At 46.8% G+C, this 22,620-nt stretch carries 18 protein-coding genes and 1 riboswitch; of the genes, 8 read left to right on the forward strand and 10 right to left on the reverse strand.

Annotated features, from left to right (window positions below; genetic code table 11):
• Positions 1 to 59 precede the first annotated feature (59 nt).
• From azu to rihA, 3 genes are all read right to left on the reverse strand, one after another.
• Entirely contained in the window at positions 60 to 536 is a 477-nt protein-coding gene (gene azu, locus KO533_RS09815; RefSeq protein WP_028759449.1) for an azurin, read from the reverse strand.
• 290 nt (positions 537 to 826) lie between these two features.
• Complete coding sequence (gene rbsK, locus KO533_RS09820; protein ID WP_219253922.1) at positions 827 to 1,738, reverse strand: ribokinase; 912 nt, start codon at positions 1,736 to 1,738, stop codon at positions 827 to 829.
• 19 nt (positions 1,739 to 1,757) lie between these two features.
• Entirely contained in the window at positions 1,758 to 2,714 is a 957-nt protein-coding gene (rihA, locus tag KO533_RS09825; RefSeq protein ID WP_173242860.1) for a pyrimidine-specific ribonucleoside hydrolase RihA, read from the reverse strand.
• 203 nt (positions 2,715 to 2,917) lie between these two features.
• Here rihA and KO533_RS09830 point away from each other — a divergent pair, with 203 nt between their 5' ends.
• The 4 genes from KO533_RS09830 to KO533_RS09845 all read left to right on the forward strand — a co-directional run bounded on the left by KO533_RS09830 (position 2,918) and on the right by KO533_RS09845 (position 9,146).
• Entirely contained in the window at positions 2,918 to 4,252 is a 1,335-nt protein-coding gene (locus KO533_RS09830; protein ID WP_219253924.1) for a hypothetical protein, read from the forward strand.
• A 3-nt stretch (positions 4,253 to 4,255) separates the two neighbouring features.
• Positions 4,256 to 5,698: a hypothetical protein gene (locus tag KO533_RS09835; RefSeq protein ID WP_219253926.1), complete on the forward strand. Its 1,443-nt coding sequence runs from the start codon at positions 4,256 to 4,258 to the stop codon at positions 5,696 to 5,698.
• Positions 5,699 to 5,832: 134 nt separating this feature from the next.
• Positions 5,833 to 6,068, forward strand: a riboswitch (cobalamin riboswitch).
• Between the two features lie 108 nt (positions 6,069 to 6,176).
• Positions 6,177 to 8,138 (forward strand): TonB-dependent receptor, encoded by a 1,962-nt coding sequence (locus tag KO533_RS09840; RefSeq protein ID WP_219253927.1) that lies wholly within the window; start codon positions 6,177 to 6,179, stop codon positions 8,136 to 8,138.
• Between the two features lie 279 nt (positions 8,139 to 8,417).
• Entirely contained in the window at positions 8,418 to 9,146 is a 729-nt protein-coding gene (locus KO533_RS09845) for an HDOD domain-containing protein (protein WP_105250172.1), read from the forward strand.
• A gap of 79 nt (positions 9,147 to 9,225) precedes the next feature.
• On the opposite strand, the gene KO533_RS09850 is transcribed toward KO533_RS09845, so the two are convergent.
• Positions 9,226 to 10,131 carry a LysR family transcriptional regulator gene (locus KO533_RS09850; protein WP_028761667.1) on the reverse strand — a complete coding sequence of 302 codons (906 nt, stop codon included), beginning with the start codon at positions 10,129 to 10,131 and terminating at the stop codon, positions 9,226 to 9,228.
• A gap of 200 nt (positions 10,132 to 10,331) precedes the next feature.
• Here KO533_RS09850 and metE point away from each other — a divergent pair, with 200 nt between their 5' ends.
• Entirely contained in the window at positions 10,332 to 12,602 is a 2,271-nt protein-coding gene (metE, locus tag KO533_RS09855) for a 5-methyltetrahydropteroyltriglutamate--homocysteine S-methyltransferase (RefSeq protein WP_219253929.1), read from the forward strand.
• A gap of 93 nt (positions 12,603 to 12,695) precedes the next feature.
• Here metE and queG read toward each other — a convergent pair whose 3' ends face one another.
• On the reverse strand, positions 12,696 to 13,898 hold the full coding sequence (gene queG, locus KO533_RS09860) for a tRNA epoxyqueuosine(34) reductase QueG (RefSeq protein ID WP_173242868.1): 1,203 nt from the start codon (positions 13,896 to 13,898) through the stop codon (positions 12,696 to 12,698).
• A gap of 174 nt (positions 13,899 to 14,072) precedes the next feature.
• Between queG and KO533_RS09865 the strand changes: the two genes are divergently transcribed.
• Positions 14,073 to 14,870 carry a transporter substrate-binding domain-containing protein gene (locus tag KO533_RS09865; protein ID WP_173242870.1) on the forward strand — a complete coding sequence of 266 codons (798 nt, stop codon included), beginning with the start codon at positions 14,073 to 14,075 and terminating at the stop codon, positions 14,868 to 14,870.
• On the opposite strand, the gene KO533_RS09870 is transcribed toward KO533_RS09865, so the two are convergent.
• On the reverse strand, positions 14,867 to 16,723 hold the full coding sequence (locus tag KO533_RS09870; RefSeq protein WP_251073406.1) for a GGDEF domain-containing protein: 1,857 nt from the start codon (positions 16,721 to 16,723) through the stop codon (positions 14,867 to 14,869). The two genes, KO533_RS09865 and KO533_RS09870, sit on opposite strands and share 4 nt — an antisense overlap.
• A 220-nt stretch (positions 16,724 to 16,943) precedes the next feature.
• Here KO533_RS09870 and KO533_RS09875 point away from each other — a divergent pair, with 220 nt between their 5' ends.
• Together KO533_RS09875 and KO533_RS09880 are read left to right on the forward strand one after the other, a co-directional pair.
• Entirely contained in the window at positions 16,944 to 17,468 is a 525-nt protein-coding gene (locus tag KO533_RS09875) for a phosphatase PAP2 family protein (protein ID WP_113939058.1), read from the forward strand.
• A gap of 31 nt (positions 17,469 to 17,499) precedes the next feature.
• On the forward strand, positions 17,500 to 17,934 hold the full coding sequence (locus KO533_RS09880; RefSeq protein WP_105250165.1) for a DUF3069 domain-containing protein: 435 nt from the start codon (positions 17,500 to 17,502) through the stop codon (positions 17,932 to 17,934).
• 113 nt (positions 17,935 to 18,047) lie between these two features.
• Here the strand turns inward: KO533_RS09880 and KO533_RS09885 are convergent, their stop codons facing one another.
• The 4 genes from KO533_RS09885 to KO533_RS09900 all read right to left on the reverse strand — a co-directional run bounded on the left by KO533_RS09885 (position 18,048) and on the right by KO533_RS09900 (position 22,577).
• Positions 18,048 to 19,736 carry an NAD-dependent malic enzyme gene (locus KO533_RS09885; protein WP_105250164.1) on the reverse strand — a complete coding sequence of 563 codons (1,689 nt, stop codon included), beginning with the start codon at positions 19,734 to 19,736 and terminating at the stop codon, positions 18,048 to 18,050.
• Positions 19,737 to 20,005: 269 nt separating this feature from the next.
• A complete protein-coding gene (locus KO533_RS09890; RefSeq protein ID WP_168824742.1) occupies positions 20,006 to 20,470 on the reverse strand; it encodes a DUF1456 family protein in 465 nt (154 codons plus the stop codon).
• Between the two features lie 141 nt (positions 20,471 to 20,611).
• Positions 20,612 to 21,886 (reverse strand): Nramp family divalent metal transporter, encoded by a 1,275-nt coding sequence (locus KO533_RS09895; RefSeq protein WP_113939057.1) that lies wholly within the window; start codon positions 21,884 to 21,886, stop codon positions 20,612 to 20,614.
• 151 nt (positions 21,887 to 22,037) lie between these two features.
• Positions 22,038 to 22,577, reverse strand: coding sequence for a PH domain-containing protein (locus KO533_RS09900; RefSeq protein WP_113939056.1), 540 nt, complete (start codon positions 22,575 to 22,577; stop codon positions 22,038 to 22,040).
• Positions 22,578 to 22,620: the final 43 nt, after the last annotated feature.

The raw sequence follows: 22,620 nt of genomic DNA on the forward strand, positions 1-22,620 counted from the left end.
AGCGGATCCTAAGATCCGCTTTTTTATTGACTAACTTAAGGTGAGGCTAGGCCATTCCTTTAAGCTTTTAACTTGAAACTGCCTTGCATAATCGCCCAGTGACCTGGGAAACTGCAGAAGAATTGGTAGGCTTCGGTAGCGCTCATACCGGCAGTGCTAAAGGTGATAGACGTTGATTCGCCACCGCCCACTAAATCTGTGTGTGCGATAACGCGCGTATCACCCGCTTTGACATAGGCTGCATCAGGACCTGCACTCATGCCTTCAGTTGCTACTGCTGACATATCGGCTGCCTTAGTTAATACCCAGTTATGGCCCATGGCTGCTTTTGGCAAAGTGCCTGAGTGGGTTAAGGTTAAGGTCACTTCTTTACAGCTTGCAGGTACTGACAGCTCTTTAGTGTCAAATTGCATTGCATCAGTGGCGGCAATTTTCAGTTCACATTCGTTGGCACTCGCTTGGCTAGCGAATAATAATCCTAGGCCGATTAGGCTAGTGCTGGTCACGTTACGTAAAGCTGTGCTTTTTGCTTTCATCTGGTACTTCCTTATTTGAACAAGGGTAGCCGAGCCGTTTTGACTCGGACATGCACCTGCCAGCATAAGCAATCTTCATTAAATGGGAATGAAATCAGCGTGTAAATTATGTATATGCAACTTTAGGTTGAAAGCTTACATTGTTATTGGCGGCAAAATTGTTAGCGGTAAACATAGGTGAGTACTTAGCTTTAGTGAACTAAGTACTCAGGAACTATTATTTATGTGTTTGATTTATAAGTTGTAATTTTTTATAACGCAGGGCGTCTATTTCAGAACTTCTTACGTTTTTAGTACGAAAGCTCCTGTCGATAGGGAATCGCACGTTGTGCACCTGGGCGAGTGACAGTAATGGCACTGGCTGCATTGGCAAATCCCACGGCTGCAGCAATCGACATGCCCTCGCTTAAGCCCACAACTAAGGCGCCATTGAAGGTATCCCCTGCGGCGACTGTGTCTATGGCCTGCACTTCAAACGCAGGTATTAGCCCATTAAAACCTGGGCTGCTGATATATGCGCCACGGCTACCTAAGGTTATGACCACAATCTTTACTCCCTGCTGGTGGAGAAGTTGCGCTGCCATGTGTGCATCATCAAGATGGTTGATCTCAACTCCCGTTAAGGCTTCTGCTTCGGTTTCATTGGGGGTAATAATATCTACCCACTTGAGTACATCTTGGCCAAGTGCCGTCGCTGGAGCAGGATTTAGTACAGTCGTCACGCCAAGATTCTTGGCTATTTGCAGCGCCTTTGCCACTGTGGCAGCGGGCGTTTCTAATTGTGTTAATAAGTACTCAGCATTAGCAAATAGGGCGTAATGAGCTTCTAAGTCATCGGGTGAAAGGCTGGCGTTAGCACCTGCGGCAACGCCAATCGTATTCTCACCGTTATCACCGATAAAAATCATGGCAGTGCCTGTGCTCAGTCCGGCTATTTGGCGGATCCCTTCCGCACTGATGCCATCTTTCATCCAGCTTTGACGCATATCATCGCCAATACTGTCTTGGCCGAGATGGCAGATAAAATCAGTGCGTGAACCTGATTTGGCTAAGCGCGCGCAGGCGACGGCTTGATTGGCCCCTTTGCCGCCCTGTTCGAGGCGGTAATCTCGGCTCATTAAGGTTTGCCCTGCAGCGGGCAGGTACTCAAATTTCATCACATGGTCGGCATTTGCACTGCCGATAACGAGTATCTGGCTCATAGAAGACTCACTGTCATTTTTATCTGCGATTGAGATAAGTTGCATCATAGACGCGTAAACTGTCTACCAGTAAATTGACAAAGCCTTGCCTATCGAGCCCAAACAGCACAGTCGCATTGGCGGCTTTACCTGTTAGCTGATAGCGATCGACCACTGTCATGCCTAAGGTCAACTCACTTTGGGTTTCAATGCTTACCCAGCAATCTTGCGCCTCAAATAGCTCAGGTTTAAGCAACCAAGCGATCGTGCAGGGGTCGTGCAATGGCGCACCAATAAAGCCCCATTTAGGATCTCTGTGGTAAATCATAAAGAAATCCAATAATTCGGCGACGCACTGAGCAATTGGATTTTGAATCGCGCGAATGCGTTCGATATCTTCGTCCATAATCTGCGCTTGATGAGTTACATCGAGGCCGCACATGGTAATGGGAATTCCGGATTTAAAGACAATATCGGCGGCTTCGGGGTCGACAAAAATATTAAATTCGGCGGCTGGGGTCCAATTACCGACACCGGCTGCGCCGCCCATTAGCACTATGCGCTCAATTTTATCGTGTAACTCGCTATGACTCGCCAGTAAAAGGGCGATGTTAGTCAGCGGCCCTGTGGGAATTAAGGTTACTGGCTGATGACTTTGGCGAATTTGCTGCGCCATTAATTCAACTGCGGTAATGGCTTGAGGACTAAAACTTGGATTAGGCAATGCAGGGCCGTCGAGTCCGGTTTCACCATGGACATTGTCGGCAATGATTAATTCACGAGCTAATGGCTTGACGGCGCCGCCAGCGACAGGAATATCACTGCGATTTAATAAGGTTAAGATCCGCAGGGCATTATTGAGCGTTTTATCCGGCGTTTGGTTACCGGCGCTGGTGGTGACGGCCAGTGGAACCAGCTCTGGATGGGCGAGAGCTAAAATGAGCGCAATAGCGTCGTCATGGCCGGGATCGCAATCCAGAATAATAGGGCGAGTCATACTGTTACTCCTTTAAACAGCGGTGATGAGTGCTTAGAATAGCATGTTCAAGCGGGTGGGCGATGAGTGTGATGGTGTCTTTACAGTAAACTGTGAGCTTTTTCTGATTTTTATCAATAAGCTGCTAAAATTGCGCCCCGCTGTAGGCACAAACAAAATTCATTTAATGCTTAAGCATCATGGAATGATAAGGACGTTTTGGCGTGTTGATTAATCACAGTAAGTTAACCTCTAGCGCCCCCGAGCGAGGTTGGGGGTGGCTCGAAGTACTCTTGTTTACCTTACCCCCCATTTTAATCTTGAGTCTTGCCGCCTTTTTTATCACTGAAGGATGGCAAAAGTGGCATTTGGTCAATCAGCTTGAAGTGCTTGGCGATGTTGCCATTGGCCGGGTGATTGAAACTGAGTATCGGAGTGAACGAGGTTCGAACGGCATTTCTCGCCAAAGATTGGTTTGCTTAGTGGAATATCACACCGCCGAGGGCGAGGTAATTCGTCAGTGGGGGCTTGATGGTGTTGATTGCCGTGCGACTTATCAATTAGCTCCGCCGCAGGGTGATGCGGCGGGGGCATTAGGGCCCCACTATGCGCAAAGTGCTGTGAGCTACCTTCCTGATGCACCAACCCGTGCAAGTGCAGACCTTAAATTAACCCGCGATCTCGCCAAGTGGGACTTTGCCTTTGGTACTGCAAGCTTATTATTGGGTCTGCTGGTGGGCTATTTCGGTTCGACTCCTTTAAGAATTTGCTGGGCTGAGTCTCGTTATATCCCAATACTCAAGCGTTTAGGGCATCAGCAAGATTATGCTGGGATTATCAATCTGCTTGAAACCTACAGGCGCCACCCAGCCGCTAACATTCTGGTATGGGAAGCGGCCGACCATATTGGCCATTGCCCTGAGTTATACCCAAGTTTTGTTGCCTCATTTGCACAAATGCAATCTGCACCAAGCAAAAAACAGTTGCAATCCATAGATGAAACCATTGTGATGATTAGCTTTTATCGCTTGAGTTCATTAGGGTTTCACGACTTAGTGCTCGCGATGTTAGCCCGTTGCAATCAAGCCTTAACGGCAAGAACCTTGGCAATCTTTGTGTTGATGACTCGCACTGCGCAGCTCCCTTTTGCACTGACATTATCGGCAGAAAAGCTCAAGGCATTGGAGGCACTTTGTTATGCCAAGGAGCTCAGTTTTGGCTTGGAGGATGAAAAACAATGCAGTGTCGACGTTGCAGCCCGTATCGAATATTTACTCTTGTTAGTTAAATGGGGGCTCGATGATGCCCCTGGCGCGCCGGAGCCAAGTGTTAGTCCTGTACAAGCTGTGATTTTAGCGGTATTTGGCCAGACAATGGCGCTGCAAACCCTCAGCCTTGATAGCGCGCAGGCCATTGATAAACATGCACAAGCACTATTGTCTCGGTTAGATATGAATCATGGTTTTCAGCGCGCATTGAGGCCGATAATCGAGTCATTATCGGATAAAATCGCGCCACATATTCAGCAACTCACGTTTTCAGTAACGACAAGGAAATAAGTTATGCAGTCTTATTCAATTCCTCGCCCTTTGGCCTTCGTGGCAGTTTTAATCGCCCTGCAATTAACGGCTTGTAGTCAGCCGAAACCCTTAACCGTGTTCGAAAATGATAAGGAATCCTTATTGCAGTTTGATAACGGCAAACTGCTTCAACTTAAGGAAAATCCGAGTCCACAGTATCGCCATATTCCCTGTGATTTACCCGCAGTCGAGACTGTGGTCACCAACAGTTCGGCCTTTGCGGCGTTAACACAATCTGGTGAGGTGATCACTTGGGGTGACAGTTATGCTGGCGGTGATAGCCGCGAGGTGACGGAGCAGCTTAAGCAAGTTAAGCAAATCGTCCCAGTTAAGGACGGGTTTGCCGCGCTACGTCAAGATGGCACTGTGGTGTACTGGGGCAATGCGGGGAAATATAGCCTCGACAAAGCCCTACAAAACCGCATGACCAATATTACCAAGTTGTTCGCCAATCAAGAGGCCATTGCCGCCCTTGATGCTAATGGCAAGGTGCATACTTGGGGTTATGGCCCCTACGGCGGCAATAGCTTACATGTGCAGGATCAATTAGTTGATGTTGTCGATATCTTCGCCAGAGGACGCAGTTTTGTCGCCCTCAAAAAAGAAGGTAGCGCGGTGATTTGGGGGCAGGTTGAAGAGTCGACCAATATGAAAAAGTTACTCCCGCAGCTTACGGATGTAGCGAAGATCGAATATTTTCAACACACCTATGCCGCCTTGAAAAAGGACGGCACTGTGGTGAGTTGGGGTTGGCGCAGTGATGCTTACTCGATCCGCAGCGCCTTAAAGGATGTGGCGAGTATGACGGCAAACAATTGTGCCTTTGCGATTTTAAGCCCTACGGGGGATGCACATTTTTGGGGCGATGGGATTAACTGTGGTATCGATTGGATTAAAAAAACCGATATCACAGGGGTAAAAGAGATTATCAGCATTGGCTCAGGCTTTTTATTACTGCGGGATAAGGCCGTGCCGCAAATAGTGGCCGACGATACTGATTACGCTCATATGTTTGGGTTTCACTATGCCCAAGAGATTCTTGATAAATATTGGCAGGAAGGCAGCATCATTACCCAAGGGCCTGCCTCCTTTGTGTTTACGCGTCCCGATGGCAAAGTGGTGCCTGTTGGTTATCGCGCCAACCGTGAAAATGTGGAGAAGTTGATTGCACGTATTCCGCGCCTCACTTGGTTAGATGGCGCAGATGACGGTTATATTGGCATCAGCGAAAAGGGGGAGCTGGTCTCTTGGTCGATGAATTTGCCAATGTTCGACAAGTCGCCAGTGCAACCTGCTGACTCGTTAGTGATTAAACCGCTGGATTTTACCCCCGTTGCCCAATGCGAAACTCCTGAGCAGCGTCAGGCGATTTTGAGCAAAGACAGACCAAAACCTGCGGCAAAAAACTGGGATGGCGTTTTCTAGCTCATGTGAGTTTTCTCGCTCACTTGAGATTAATGGACTTTCATCCGTATAGACGTCTATAATGCGCGCGCTCAGGTCTGATATGCCCTGAGTCTTGTTGGGCGTTAACAGATTGTACGCCCTTTGAACCTAATTTTGAGTCAACCTTCTGTGGTGCTTACGATGATAGTGTCGTGAGATAATCGGGAAGCCAGTGAAATTCTGGCACTGCCCCCGCAACGGTAAAAGGTGAGAGACGGCCGCGTTTGATTGGTGTGTTCAAGACTGAACCCGAAAGTCAGAATGTAAAAGGTCAGTCTCGCGTTAATCTAACTTTTAATGGATTAACATAGCCTAAGTCCGGAGACCGGCCCTGAAGGTGTTTTTGAGATTTCGGTGGGCAGATCTCAAAATGCGATAATCACCGTCAGTATTTACGACTGAATTAACGGTATCGTGGCGTCAATGCCCCGTTTTCCTTGCAGGAGTTAAAGGTAAAATGGGAAAAAATCCAACAAAAATCGCGCTGCTGATCGGCAGCCTTTGCAGTTTTTCAATTATCGCGCCCGTTATGGCGGCTGACGATACCAGCACAGCTAAAGTCGACGAGCATCTTGTCGTGATCGGCCGCTCTGATAAGACCCCGTTAAATATTGCCGCCAATGTGAATGTGATTGATGCCGCTGCGATTGAAATGAGTGGCGCGACTAATTTGACCGACGTCTTACGCGGTCAAAGCGGTATTCAAATTTCGGATAACAATATTGGAACTAGCTTTGCGATGCGTGGTTTTAGCGCCAGCACTGCCGTTAATAACACGCTGATTTTACTTGATGGTCGTCGTCTCAATAATATCGATATCGCCGCACCTAGCCTTAATGCCATTCCGCTTAATCAAGTGGATCGTATTGAAATTTTATCGGGTAGTGCAGGTGTACTTTATGGCGATCAAGCCGTGGGCGGGGTGATTAATATTGTCACTAAGTCCCCTGAAAATACTGGCGGCAGCGTGCAGTTATCTGGCGGTAGCTTTGATACCTATGAAGGTCGTGGTGATGTGTCTGGCGCGATCAACAAAGATTGGCGTTACTTTTTCACCGGTAGTTACAACCAAGGTGACAACTATCGCCAGCATAATGCCAACGAAACCGGCTCTATTCTTGGCCGCATTCAATATAAAACAGCCACAGACTCGTTCTTTGTTGAAACCAGCTACTACGATAACGATCGTGAAAATCCGGGCTCGCTTACTGAAAAGCAATTTAAAGACGATTCCCGTGCTTCATCAAATAAGGTAGAGTATGCCCACGAGATGACCACTGCGGCGCGAACGGGTTACCAGCATCAGCTTAATCAAAACTGGGCGCTGGCGGCGGATTTAGATTACAGCGATACCTTGGTGTCTTCTCTTAATTGGGGGGCGAACAGCCATAACACACGCTCACTGTTAATGTTTAGCCCTAAAGCGTTAGCGAATTACAGCACGCGTCAAGGCGAGCTAAACCTAGTCACAGGTTTAGACATCAGCCGTGGCAAGGCTGATTTTGACACTATGGCGCGCAGTAATGTGCAGCAAATGCAAAGCGCCTATCTACAAGCTACAGTGCCTTTAAGTCATACTTTAAGTTACGTTGTGGGTGGACGATATGCGCGGGTGACCGATGAGTTAGTCGATGGCAATGTTTATCCTAATGGCATGGATTTAGACGAAAATGCCCACGCATTCGAACTGGGTTTAAATTACCGCCCAACTGCGGAGCACAGACTTTATGTGCGCGCCGATGATAACTTCCGTTTTGCCAAAGTGGATGAGCAAGCTTATACATCGCCGGGCGTATTTGGCTTAAAGCCGCAAACAGGCCGTTCCTATGAGGCGGGTTGGGATTGGGCTGTCGCTAGTCAAACCCTGCGAGTCAGCCTATATCGTCTCGATTTAGAGGATGAAATTGTTTATGACTCGAGTGCAGTTAAACCCATAGGTGGTAATTTCAACGGTGCAAACGTTAATGCCGATGCTTCTCGTCGTTATGGCGCGGGTGCCGATTGGGATTGGCAGATCACTAAAGCGCTGCAGCTAGGGCTGGAATATAACTATACCGACGCCGAATTTACCGATGGTGCTAACGATGGCAAAGAGCTGTCTTGGGTGGCAAAACACACGGGACGCGGTTATGTCAGCATGGATTTTGCTGAGCATTTCCAAGTGTTTGCCGAAGCTATCTACACGGGTGATCGTTTTATCGAAGGCGATAACGCTAATCAAGGTGATAAGCTAGCAAGTTACGTGCTTGGTAATTTAGCCTTGAATTATAATCGTGATGCTTGGCTTGCCAGTCTGCGTATCGATAATGTATTTGATAAAGATTATGTCAGTGCAGGTTATTACGGTGGCGATTGGGGGGATAGTTACTATTCTGGTCGAGGCCGTGATATTCGTTTCACTGTGGGCTACCGCTTCTAATTATTAATGAGCTATCTAATAACAAAGCCAGACTGAGTCTGGCTTTTTATTTTTTACGCTGAGTTCAAAGAATAAATCTTAAAATAGGTATAGTCTTGAATATCATTTTAGTAGAGTGGTTTAATTGTCGTTATCTATAGTGTTAGCGGGCAGTCATTACTAAATAGGAGTAATTTATATTTTACTCTGCTGTTTATGGCTGAAATTCTTAGTATTTTAGGTATGATGTGAGCTGTAACCGAATCATCTTATTGTTAATAAACAGGTGTAAAGTGTCTTATGACTGATCTTGAGCAACAGGTTTTTACTCAAGTTAGAGCTATCATAGCGAACGAAGAGCAAGTGATTGGCCGCCGAGGAATTCTAATTCCACTCAAAAAAGCGATCCTTGCTGAAGGCGACATTCGTAATGTGATTGACATTATCTCGAGCGATCCCGCATTGGCAGCGCACATGCTTATGCGCAGTAATTCCGCACAGGCTGCTGTAGTGGAAAATCACAAAACTCGCTCGTTGAAAGAAGCTTTGATCCGCTTAGGTCAAGTTAATATCTATCGCTACGCCTTTACGTTCTATTTAAAAGAACGCCTCGATGAACTGCCACAGCCCTATAAAAAGTTGGTCCAAGGTTATTGGAAGCTGACTGAAGATATTGCAACGGATGCGGTAGATAGCTTAGCGGATATGGAAGGTGTGGAGGTTGATGCTGACGAAGTACAAACCTTAGCTCTGTTCAGTGTGTTCGGCCAAATTATCGCACTGACCGCATTTGCCTATTTAAATGCTAATGCCGAACAGTCATTTCCTTTAAGTGTGATTAAGTCATTGATTGATAATCAACAACAGACCTTAACCATCGAAGCGTTCGAGGCGTTAGATCTCGATCAGGATCTGCGTCAAGAATTTATGATCGCCCATAATTTGCGTCAGACCCGTAATCCTAATTCATCAGGGTTGATACTGCGCCGTGTCTTGTCTATGCGTGGATTGTTGATGAATCCGCTGTAATTTGTCGATGCTATGAAGTAGTCATTTGACTTAATAAACAAGCCTGCATTCGCAGGCTTTTTACTCTATGTCACCCGCATTAATTCGTCTTCTGCTGGCGGGATAAACCTTCCCTCGCCACCAGTTGTAACCAATTTTGGATCAATGCAGAGTTAGCACTGTGGCGGCGATAGGCACCAAATAGCGGTCGTTTCAGACCTTCTTGGCCGAGTTTTACCGTAGCGAGACTCAGTCCATGTCCTTCATTAATCGACCAGCTTGGCAGTGCGGCTATGCCGTCTTTACAGGCGATGCGTTGCAATAACATCATGGTTAAATCACAGGTTTTTTGCTCGCCTGCCTCTATGCCCGCAGGTTCTAAAAAGTGGCGATAAATATCTAAACGTGTCAACGGCACTGGATAACTGATAATAGGCAAGTGTGCTAATTGCTTAGGGGTGACATAGGCTTCTTTCGCTAAAGGATGATCTTTTGCAACCACTAACTTCACTTCAAAATCAAACAAATGCTGATAGGCGAGTGAATGCCCAGGCACAGGATCTGAGGTTAATACAATATCCAGTTCACCCATTTCTAAGGCATTGAGCGAGTCGAATAGGTGACGGCTCGACAAGTCTAACTCGGCTGTCGGATGATCTTGTCTAAATTGCTCCATCACAGGCATTAACCAGCGAAAACAGCTATGGCACTCAATGCCGACTCGCAACTGATTGGTTTCGGTTTCCAGCCCATTCTTCAAATCTGTCTCGGTTTCTAACACCTTAGGCAAAATCTCTTCGGCCAGATGCAGCAGGCGTGCACCTTCTTGGGTGAATGACAGTGGCTTACTCTTACGCACAAAAATGGGCGAGTTAATCCTTTGCTCCAACTCCTTAATCTGGTGGGAGAGGGCGGATTGAGTGACAAAACGTTTTTTGGCTGCGCCCGCCAAACTGCCGCTTTCTTTCAGGGCCATTAAGGTTCGCAGGTGTCTTAGTTCGATCATGTTCACTCCAAGTGAATTTCGCTCATGTTGTGCTTGAAATCAATTCGGTTGCTGGAATAGAGACTAACACAATAAACTTCTAGACGTCCAGACGCCCATTGTTATTTATCAAGGCTGAAGTGCTGAAAAGTGCCAAGAGAAAACAATCTGGTGGGTGCAAGTGCCGAATATGGCTTATCTCAAATAAAGGAAGATAGAGTATGCAATTAAATAGTCTTGGTTTTCCCCGTATCGGGCGTCGTCGTGAATTGAAATTTGCCTTAGAAAAATACTGGCGTGGTGAGAGCACTCAGGCACAATTACGTGAAGTGGCGAGTGAACTTCGCCACACCCATTGGCAGTGGCAAGCTGCTGCTGGCATTGAGCAAGTTCCCGTAGGTGATTTTGCCTTTTATGATCAAGTGCTGACCTTAAGCGCGACTTTAAATGCCATTCCTGAGCGTCATCGTGGTGAAGGGGCAATCGATCTCGATACTTTATTCCGTGTTGCCCGCGGCAGAGCACCAACGGGCCAAGATGCGCCAGCCTCTGAAATGACCAAGTATTTCAATACTAACTATCACTATCTGGTACCTGAGCTCAGCCAAAACCAAGTGTTTTCGATTGCCTATGAGCAATTTTTCGATGAAGTCAGTGAAGCGCATTCCTTAGGCTATAAAGTAAAACCTGTGCTACTCGGCCCTGTTAGCTACTTGTTCCTTGCTAAAACCGTGGGCCAAGAGTTTGATAAGTTAAGCTTATTACCCAATTTATTAGCTGCTTATGCTGACATTTTGGCGCGTTTTGCTGCTCAGGGAGTGCATTGGGTACAGCTCGATGAGCCCATTCTCGCATTGGAATTGGATGGCGAATGGCAAACGGCGATCACTGAGGCGTATCAAGCACTCAGCACTGCGAAGGTGAAGATCCTTCTTACCAGTTATTACGGCGGTATCGCACACCATCAAGTGCTGGTATCGGCCTTGCCGGTCGCGGGGTTGCATGTCGATTTAGTCACAGCGCCGGATCAATTGGCAGTCTTTGCCAATGCGCTTGGTCAAGATCAAATTTTGTCGGCGGGTGTGGTCAATGGCCGCAACGTGTGGGCGGCAGAGGCGGATTTAATTGCCGAACGCATAGGCGCGGTTGCCCGTGATCTCGGAGATCGCTTGTGGATCGGTACTTCTTGCTCACTCCTGCACAGCCCTGTGGATTTAGAGGTGGAAGCCACGCTTGAGCCTGCGCTGCGTCAACAACTCGCGTTTGCGAAGCAAAAATTACTCGAACTGGCCAATGTGCGCCAATTGCTACTGGCACCTGAATCGGCCGCGGCAAAAGAGATTGTGCAAACCTGTTTGGCGCGCCGTGAGGCGAAAGCGCAGGCCGCCGACAGTCAAGTGATTGCCCGCGTTGCCGCGTTGACATCTGCCGATTATGAGCGCGTCAGTGATTTCAGCGTACGCCAAGCAGTACAGCAGCAGAAATACCGTTTACCTCTGTTGCCGACCACCACCATTGGCTCCTTCCCACAAACACCAGCAATCCGTGGACTACGCAGTCGTTGGCGCAAGGGCGATCTGAGTGATGCACAATATACAGAGCAATTGCAGCAAGTCACCCGCGATACAATCGACCGCCAGCTTAAACTCGGTATCGATGTACTGGTTCATGGTGAGGCCGAGCGCAACGATATGGTGGAATACTTTGGTGAGCAGCTTGCGGGTGTTGGCTTTACCAAAAATGGTTGGGTGCAAAGTTATGGTTCACGCTGTGTTAAGCCGCCGTTGATCTATGGTGATGTTAGCCGTCCAAAGGCGATGACGGTTGATTGGGCCGAGTTTGCCCAAAGTCTCACCGACAAGCCTGTAAAAGGCATGCTGACTGGCCCGGTGACGATTCTGCATTGGTCATTCGCCCGTGAAGATATCGGCCGCGATGTGATTGCGATTCAGCTGGCGCTGGCGATCCGTGATGAAGTGGTGGATTTACAAAATGCCGGTATTGGCATTATACAAATCGATGAGCCCGCCTTCCGTGAAGGTCTGCCATTGAAACAAAGTGAATGGCAAGCCTACTTAGATTGGGCGGTGAATGCCTTTAAACTCAGCGCTGCTGGCGTGACTGATGAGACTCAAATCCACACCCACATGTGTTACAGCGAGTTTAATGACACCATTGCCGCGATTGCCGCCATGGATGCCGATGTGATTACTATCGAGACTTCGCGTTCACGGATGGAGTTACTCAACGCCTTTGAAGATTTTGAATATCCCAATGAAATTGGCCCCGGTGTGTATGACATTCATTCGCCAAACACTCCAAGTGTGGAGGCCATGGTGCACTTAATCGAGAAAGCGGCGCAAAAAGTGCCCGTACGTCAGCTATGGGTTAATCCAGATTGCGGCCTAAAAACCCGTACTTGGGATGAAGTTGAACCCGCACTGAAAAACATGGTCGATGCCACGCGAGAACTACGTCGCCGCCTTGGTTAATATTATGCTTGAGTGAAATATTTTTTTACTGAGCTTATTGAATTAGTAACAGCGGATGCTTATGCATCCGTTGTTTATTGCTTGCCGATTGACTTAAGCATCTCGCGGTAAGCCTTTTTCGATAATGCGCACCATGCGCTCGGTTTTGCGGCGGGCTTTTTGTTGTTCAGTTGCTGCGCTTTCAGCAAGGCGCGATTGCTGGGCATTAAGCGCCCATTCAATATGCTCACGCACTATCTCATCGATATCTTCGCTGTGATTGCGGGCGTTAAGTGCGGCAATAATGCTTGGGCTCGCGGGAGCGTTACCCAGTGCTACTGCAATATTACGTAGCCAACGTTTATGTCCAATGCGACGAATGGCGCTGCCTTCAGTTTGTTTAAGAAACTCGGCCTCGCTCCAAGCAAAAAGGCTGAGAAGGTCAGGTTGCTTTAACTGCGGACGAATATGAAAGTCAGTTTCTTCAGTCAGCGGCGCTTGGCGATTGATGGGACACGCGAGTTGGCAATCATCGCAGCCATAGATGCGATTGCCCATGAGTGGCCTAAATTCTTCGGGAATAGCGCCCTGCAGTTCAATGGTGAGATAGGAAATACAGCGTCTGCCATCGACCACATAAGGTTCTACGATTGCACCCGTTGGGCAGGAGGTAATGCAGGCGACACAAGTGTTACAGCCTTCTTGAATGGGAATATCCACAGGTAGAGGCAAATTGATCAGTAGCTCACCTAAAAAGAACCAACTGCCAGCCTCATGGTTGAGTATGAGTGAGTGTTTACCTGTCCAGCCTATACCGGCTTTTTCTGCTAAGGGGCGCTCAAGTACAGGGGCTGAGTCAACAAAGGGGCGAAAGTCAGCGGCATCGAAACCGAGAGCAACTAACTCTGCACTGATTTGATCTCCGAGCTTTTTAAGTCGAGCGCGGATCAACTTGTGATAGTCGCGACCTCCGGCATAACGGGAAATATAACCTAAGTTGGGATCGGTGAGATTCGTTGCAAAGCCAGCTTCGGGTGGCAAATAGTCCATCCGTACGGAGATCACCCGCACTGTGCCCGGATGCAGTTCTTGCGGGCGAGCGCGCATCATGCCATGGGTAGCCATATAGGCCATTTCGCCATGAAAACCTTTGTCTAGCCATGCTTGGAGTTTGGCTTCTTCAGCGGTTAAATCCGTATCGCAAATGCCAACCTGCGCAAATCCGAGTGCTTTTCCCCACGTTTTAATTTGCAGAGCGAGCCGCGACAGCATGCTGGCATAGGATTGGCTTGGGGTTTGATTGACTAAAGTTGACATGAATTGATTGCAGCGAGGCTCTTGGCTAGGTGGCAATATGATAGCAGTTTTCACTTATTGAGGACGAGTTTACTCAGAAGGGGGCGTGAGGCGATATTTTCTTTGGGGTATTTGTTTATTTGCTGTTGGGATTGAGTCTATGATTAGGTCTACTGTTTATCGTTTGGTATTCGTATGCTGAGTGCGATTCCCCTTAGGGCGTGTTTTCTTGCGATGAGCTTATTAGGCCTGATGCCTAATCTTGTTTTTGCGGCGCCTGACAAGTTGAAATTGGTGACCGAAGCTTGGCCTCCCATGAGTTACGAGCAAAATGGTGTGCCGCAAGGTTTTGCGGTGGACTTAGTCAATACCTTGCAATCAAGACTGGGTCAGAGTGAAAAAATCGATGTGTTACCTTGGGCTCGGGCGTATTCGATTGCTAATACCTCTGCGAACGTTTTACTTTTTGCTACGTCAATTAATGATGAACGAGCTGAGCAGTTTGATTTTATCGGTCCTATTGCGACCAGCAAAATTGCATTGTACGCAAGGGCGGCAGATCCTATCGCTCTCGATCAACTTGCTGAACTTCAATCGACAGATATTGTGGGGGTTTATCGGGAATCGGCGGGTGCGCAGTTGCTACAACAAGCGGGCGTGGATAATTTGCTGGTGGCGAGTTTTCCACAGCAATCGGCGAAACAGTTGCTGTTTTCTCGAATTCGTTTTTGGTGCCAAGCGGATCTTGCGGTAAAGCAGATACTCGAAGAGGTTGGCGCGAGTGAGACAGATATCCGCCAAGTGTTTGTGGTATCGGAGATTAATCTCTATTTAGCTTTTTCTAAAGGGACGTCGGCGGAAACCGTTATCAGTTGGCAAACAGAGCTTGAGAAAATGAAAGACTCAGGTGAATTTAGTCGTCTGTATCAGACATGGTTTGGCACTTTGCCACCGCCATTACAACATCAAGTGTTTTGGCATAAGGCCGTTTAATTCTCTCTTAAAGCCTCATTCTTGGCTGATTTCACACAATTTCTGCCCGCATTTTTAGCCTCATAAAGAGCATTGTCGGCCCGCTTTAGCAGGGTGGCAAAATCTTTATCTTGATATGCATCTTCCGTATTATTTTGTGGTTCTAAAGTGGCGACACCAGCACTAACGGTTAATTTGAGTTCTGCTGGTAAATTCTGTGCGCTAAGGCGGCTAATATGGTTCTGCAATTGATGCGCCAGCGCTAACGCACCTGTGGCATCAGTGTTAGGCAATAGGATTAAAAACTCTTCACCACCGATGCGGCCAACGAGATCTTTATTACCCGATAAGGCTCGGCCTGCATTTGCAATGGTCATAAGGGCGCGATCGCCTAATTCATGGCCGAAGTTATCGTTGATTTTTTTGAAGTGATCCGCATCAAAAATAATCACTGAAAAAGGGCTTTGATGTTTTAAGGCTTGCTGAAAATATTTCGCGGCTTGGGCATAAATATGCCGACGATTAGGGAGTTTGGTAAGGTAATCTGTGAGGGCAATAACTTGCAGTTGGCGATTTCTATGTACTTGTTTATAAGCGAATATAGACACTATCGTCAGGATAAAGCCCGCTAGTAATAGGATAATGTGTTGCAGTGATTTGTTCTTTTCGAGTAGCGCGAGCTCTTGTTCTTTAAGGTTTTGGTTTTCAATCAAGCGTTGATTTTCAGATTCAATCCGACTGGTATCAAACTTGACCTTTAATTCTGTCGTATGATGGGAGAGAGAATTGCCATCGACTTTTTTTGTTAGGGTAACAAATTCTTGCAGCGCTCCGTAGGCGGCAGATAAATCATTCATAGCCACATATATGTTACTTTTAAGCTGCAACAGTTGAGTGAGTCCCCGATTATTCTGCAGAGTGCGAAAGGCTTTTTCCCCTTGCTCAAGTTCGGTAAGCGCCTCTTTATAGCGAGCTTGTTGAAACTTTATATCGGCCATAAAAAGCTTCATGAAGCTGTAATCGGTCAGATCTTTTTCATTAATAACAGTATCGGCTTCGATTAAATACTTTTCGGCTTCGGTGAGACGATTGAGTTTGATTAAGCTGTAGGCAATATTCGTTGCCATAGTTGCTGCCACTTTTTCCTGCTGATGTTCCTTGAAGTATTGATAACTTACTAAGAAATTATCTACGGCCTGTTGATGTTCACCGAGTTCATCTAAGGCAAGGCCAATGTCCGAGTTGACATACATTGCCTGTTCTTGGTTATTGTTTTTTAGATAGAGAGCTTTGAGTTTGGTGTAATAGCGGATTGCACTTTGGGGATCGCCATAACGTCTAAAACTGGTAGCAACATCGGCAAGGTTAATGTTAGCCCAACCGCTTAAATTGAGTGATTCATAGAGATCTTGCGCAGTGACGAGATCGTCTAATGCCGCAGAAAAATCGCCAATATAAGAGTAAAGTGCGCCGCGAATGCTGCGCGAGTCGGCGATTAGCTTAAGGTCTTCATGCTCATAGGCACGTTTAACACTGAGATTATAGCCTTCCATCGCGCCATCCATATCACCACTTAATTGCAGAAACCAAGAGCGGCAGAGCGTGAGGTCGGTAATGAAATGGGGGGAGGCGGTTGGCGGAATATTGCTCAGTGCTTGGTTAGTATTTTTAAGTGCCAGTGCAATAGCTGTGTCGTTTTCTGTATTCTGATCCCAGCATTTAAGCAGTTGCAGCTTTTCATGACGGGTGACATCGTCAGTTGAAATTAGTTTGCTTAATAACACTAGATTGCTTTCGATTTCTTCACGGGTCATAGGGACGCCGCTTTCAAATCTTGCAAATATTTTATCAACCTGAGTTTTTTCTTCTGCCATAGCGCTGCTGAGCGGCAGTAGAAGCAGCAATAAGGAGAATGATAAATACCTAAGTTGATGTAGCAAAAAAGATTCCTGTTCGCATTAAAATCAATAGCTAATTATTAGCTTAGCATAACTTGTTTGTTCATTTTTAATATAGATGTATAGCAATTTTGCATTCGGTTAATGATCAAGGTATAAACTCCGCCTTGGTTATTATCCCACAAAGGAATCACCCTTGAAGAAATTACTCTGTGCTGCATTATTCATGATGAGTGGCACTAGTTGGGCAGGCTCAGATTTAGAAACCTCTGGCGATGTATTGCATTTATTATTACCCGCTACTGCGATGGGTGCGACCTTGTTTTATGAAGAGGGTTATGATGGTAGTTGGCAGTTAATTCAGGCAGCGGTGTCGAGTCGGTTAATTGTTGAAGGTCTTAAGTATGGTGTGAGTAAAGACAGGCCAGACGATAGTGGCGATGATTCGTTTCCATCGGGTCATACCTCAGACAGCTTTATGGCGGCGACGTTTATTCAGCAGCGCTATGGTTGGCAATATGGTTTACCTGCCTATGTTGCCGCATCTTATGTTGGCTACACTCGAGTGGCGAGCGACCAGCATTACCTCGAGGATGTGTTAGCTGGCGCGGCGATTGGCGCGCTGGCGGGTTGGTATTTTACTCAACCCTATGAGGGGATTACAGTTACGCCGATTGCGGGTAACGGCGTTTATGGTTTATATGTGAGTGGCCAGTTTTAAGTCTATTTTTGGGATGCGAATCGAGATTTTTATGAGCGAATTATCAGCTGTTTACCGTGAAACTGCCGAGCAGATTTCTTACAATGTTGCGAATAAAGTGTTACCAATGGCGAAATTACCGGGTGACTTATTAGCAGCGTACCAAGGTTTGTGTGCCGAACTGTTGGAAGACAGGGAAGGTAAATTTAGCCAAGCTTGGGCATCTTTACCTGCCAGTGCGCGTAATCTAATGGAACAAGCCGCATTCCACGGTTTCTATATTGCTAATGCTTGGTTGCAATTGAGTCGTGTCGCCCAAGAAATTTCTGAGCAAGCCGATACCGATAGTGCAATCCAAGAGCAAGAATATAATGGCATTTTTACGCGCTTAGCCGATGAATCGCTCAAAGAAAGCCTACGTAAGTTGAAGAAAGCGCGTACCGATCGCGCTTTGCTCAATAGCTTTAAACAGGTGATGGCACCTTAGTGTTCTATTGAAATGAAAAAGCCCGTTACTGCAAAGTAACGGGCTTTTTGCTGGCTAGCACAAACGCTCAACTAAGCTGCTCTACTGCAACTTGATTCGCGGCAACGCTATGCTTAGAACGAAGTGCGTTTGTAGCGGCGATATTCTGGACTCCAGAAATTGCCTTCAATCGACTGCTGTAAGATCTCATCGCTCATTGGCAGCGTTAACCCTTGTTCAACTGCGACTTTACCTACGGCGAAAGCAATATGCTTACTCACCGCATGGATATCTTCGAGTTTAGGCAGTAGTGGACCTGTACCATCGATTGCCAGTGGCGAACATTCGGCAAGTGCGCGACTAGAAGCCATCAGCATGGCATCGGATACATGACGTGCGCCCGAAGCTAATACGCCTAAGCCAATACCTGGGAAGATAAAGCTGTTGTTGCACTGGGCAATTTCATAGGTTTCACCATCGACAACCACAGGCTCGAATGGACTGCCCGTAGCGACGAGTGCTTGACCTGAGGTCCAATGCAAAATGTCCTTCGGTGTTGCTTCTACGCGGCTGGTGGGGTTCGACATAGGGAAAATAATCGGCCGAGCACAATGGCTGTGCATAGCACGGATGATTTCTTCGGTGAAGAGACCCGGAACGCCAGATACCCCAATCAGCACTGTCGGCTTGGCGTTGTTAACCACATCGAGCAGTGAAATATTGTCGCTGAAATTGCTCCAATTTTGGATGTTGGTGCATTTCTGCGCCAATTTTTGCTGGAATGGCAACAGGTTAGGCATGTTGTCGAGCAATAAGCCCCAACGGTCAACCATACACACTTGAGTGCGAGCTTGCTCGTCGCTGATCCCTTCAGACACCATTTGTGCCACGATAGCTTCGGCAATTCCGCAACCGGCACTACCAGCACCGAGGAAGGCGATACGTTGTTGATTCAATTCAGTGCCCGCAGCCTTACACGCGGCGAGCAAGCAACCAACGGCAACCGCAGCAGTACCTTGAATATCATCGTTAAAGCAGCAATAGCGATCCTTATACCGCTCTAGGATTGGCATGGCATTCTTTTGGGCAAAGTCTTCGAACTGGATCAAAGTATCCGGCCAACGCACGTGGACGGCTTGCATAAAGGCTTCGATAAACTCGGCATATTCTTCGCCACCGATGCGTGGATGGCGCCAACCCATATACATAGGATCTTCTAACAACTGCGGATTATCTGTGCCTACGTCTAAGGTAATAGGCAGGGTATAAGCTGGACTGATACCGCCACAGCTAGTGTAGAGTGACAGCTTACCGATAGGGATCCCCATGCCGCCAATACCTTGATCGCCAAGGCCTAAAATACGTTCACCATCAGTGACTACGATAATTTTAACTTTTTGACGAGTCGAGTTATTGAGGATGTCATCGATCCTATCTTTGTTCGGATAGGAGATAAACAAACCACGGTTGCGGCGATAGTTTTTCGAGAAACGTTCACAAGCTAAACCTACCGTCGGCGTATAGATGATGGGCATCATCTCGCTGATGTTATTTTGCACTAAACGATAAAATAAGGTCTCGTTTGTGTCTTGGATATTACGTAGGTAAATGTGCTTGTCTAAGTCGTTATTGAAACTTCTAAATTGATCGTAGGCGCGAGAAGCCTGCTCCTCAATCGTTTCAATGGCATAGGGGACTAAGCCTTCGAGGTTAAAGAAAATACGCTCTTCTTCAGAAAATGCACTGCCCTTGTTAATCAGTGGGGCTTCAAGAATGGCAGGTCCTGCAAACGGAAGATAGAGGGGGCGTTTATTATCGTCCATGGGTAACCTTTTGAGTTATTGTTTAAGTGGTCAATACGTGCTGTAAGTCACGTAAGGTTATCATGAAATGTGATCTTTGTTGTCCGTGGAACGAGGTATTTGTGGTTTTTTTTGCAGCAGTAAAAAAGTCAGCTGTTTTAAACAGGATTTCTGAGGTTGTTGAGATGGAATTGTTAAGGTCTTGTTTATATCCAAACAAGCTCAGGTGTAGATAAAAACGGATATAAAAAAACGCAGCCTAAGCTGCGTTTTATGTCATAAGTTTAGCGTTATACGCCGCGATACTTAAGTGATAAGCCGCGGATAAAGTTACGCAGTATTTGATCGCCACACTCTTTAAAATTCTTGTGGTCTGGATTGCGGAACAGGGCGCTTAGCTCTGATTTTGACATTTGCACTTCGGCTAAAGCCAAAGCTGCTACTATGTCTTCTTCACGCATTTCGAGGGCAACTCTCAGTTTTTTAAAGATGAGGTTGTTGTTTAAACGTGAAACGGGCGCTGGAATTTCTGCACCTTCACGTAGACCGCGCTTCTCTATGATAAGACCATCTAAAAACTGACATAAGGTCGTGTCGTTACAAGCTTTATAACCTTCTTCCTCTTCTTTACGTAGAAGATCAATCATCTCTTCGACAGGCACTTCTCTTCCAGCTTTAGCAAAAATTTTAATCATTTTTGCATTGCTAAAATCAAACACGAAGCGCAAACGGCGCAAAATATCATTATTAATCATGGTCATCTCTTGGCGCGGCTGCGCTATCTGGTTTAAGAGCCCGCATTATATACCCAAACCACCTTAATTGCAGAATTCAGCGGGAATTTAATGGCAGTTAGTTAAGGCCATTTATTGCTCCGGCATAAACATTCTGGGCAATTAACCTTTAATGATGTTGTACCAATAGATAAACAGTGCCGCGAAAATCAGTAGATAAATCAGGCCAAACCAAGAGAGGAGTTTCATCTTAGTGCCGTATCTATCGGCCTCGGGGAGCTGTTTGCTGGTCATTAAGCGGTAATTTAACCAAGCAAAAATGACTGTGGTCATAAAGGCCAAGATCATCACAAACTCGAGTAACGGTAAGAGTGCACCTTTAAAGAAGAGGATCAGCAATAAGCCAAAGGCACTGATGGCGAGCATGATCCCTGTGAGGCGTTTGTCTGAACTGGTCTTTGAGGTGAGTAACTGCCAGCCCATATCTAAGGTACGGCTATAGCCATCAATCACTGTAACTGTTGTGCTGAAAATACACAGAAATGCCACAATACCAATAAGATAACGACTCTCGCCGCCCATCACTTGGCTGTAAAGATTAATCAATTGATTAGCAAACTGCGCGCCGGAATCTGAAAAGTGTTCGCCACTGCCATGCATCACTAAAGCGCCCAAGGACAAAAACACGATCGCGAGGATCGCAGTGATGATATAGCCTAAGTTAAAGTCGAGCAGCGCCTGCGCTTTCGTCACTGTCTGGCTTTTTTGTTTTTCGAGCAACCAGAGAGAATTCCAAGCGCTGACTTCAATCGGGGCTGGCATCCAACCCATCATGGCGACCAGAAATCCCACATGGGCCCATTGCCAAGGTGAAGGAGAGGCAAAATTGCTCGCTAATGGTTGAGCGTGATCCCAAGCTAAGGCCACGGCAATTAAGGTGGTTAAGGTTAGGGCGAACATGATGATCTTAGTGAGTCTATCAAGGAGTTGATAATGGCCTAAAATCAGTAAAGCCAATGAACTTAGCAATACCAGCAGGGCTAACCAATCGATGGGCAGCGGAATAAATTGGGTCAACATAGCGGCGGTTAACATGCATACCCCTGCAGTACTGGCAATGGCGGCGATCACATTGAGCCCAGTAAACAGCAGTAAGTAACCTCGGCCCTGTTTTTGGTAGCCGTGCAGTAGACTCTCCCCTGTGGCAGCTGTGTAGCGTGCGCCAGCTGCAAAGAAGGGATACTTAAGTAAATTCACCCCAAGAATAACCCAAGCCAGTTGCCAACCAAATTCGGCACCCGCCCGAGTCGAGGCGACTAAATGGGATGCGCCAATCGCCGCGGCGGCCATAAGAACACCTGGGCCCATGGCTTTAATGCCGAGAGTTAGGTGTGTCATCCAAGAGGATGAAGGAGAAGTTACTGAAGATTCTGTCATGTCGTTATTAAAAATGCCTGTTGAAAATTAATCTGGGGAATCGAACACTCCCTCATGTTAAGGCTGCGCTCATGTTAAAGCCGCGCTAACGCTAAGTGAGTGGCTCAACATTAAAGGTAAAGTGATTGAACTAAAAGTCGTTTTATTCAATTTATCTGTTTAATTTTTGACTGAGTAAAGTTTCAATGCGTTTTAAGCTTGCAGCCATTTCGACTACGATTTGTAACAGCGTATTATCTGGCTGTGCCGATGGGCTTATTGGGTGCAAGGGCTGGGTAAGCCGTTCTTTTTGTTCTAATACGCGGGCTCTAAATCGAGGCGCATCGACTATGCCGACTAAGCTTATCAATGCGCCTGCGCCCGATTGCCCTGCGGTTTCTACCGTGAGTTTATGCAGACCAAATAGGCGCATAATTGGGCCTTGGATCAATGCCATATCGGTAATTTTGTCCAAAGGTACAGTGTTTTCAGTACGAGTTAATATGCCCCTCCTGACAATAAGTTTATTGCTGGTGAGCTCGGCACTCATGTTGTTAATATAGCGGCGAGTCCCCCAGAGCCCTATTGGAAACCAAAGTAATAACAAGGGAATACCTATTATGCTTAGGCTGAAATAGGCGGCCCCTGAAAGCAACCAATACCAACCTAAATGGGTTTCAAACTCTGCTTGATAAATAATCTTGTCTTCCATATTTCTTCCTTTAATTCTGATATTCAAATACTGCGACTTGTCT

The sequence above is a fragment of the Shewanella sp. NKUCC05_KAH genome, from assembly GCF_019345585.1.
GTDB lineage: Bacteria > Pseudomonadota > Gammaproteobacteria > Enterobacterales > Shewanellaceae > Shewanella > Shewanella oncorhynchi.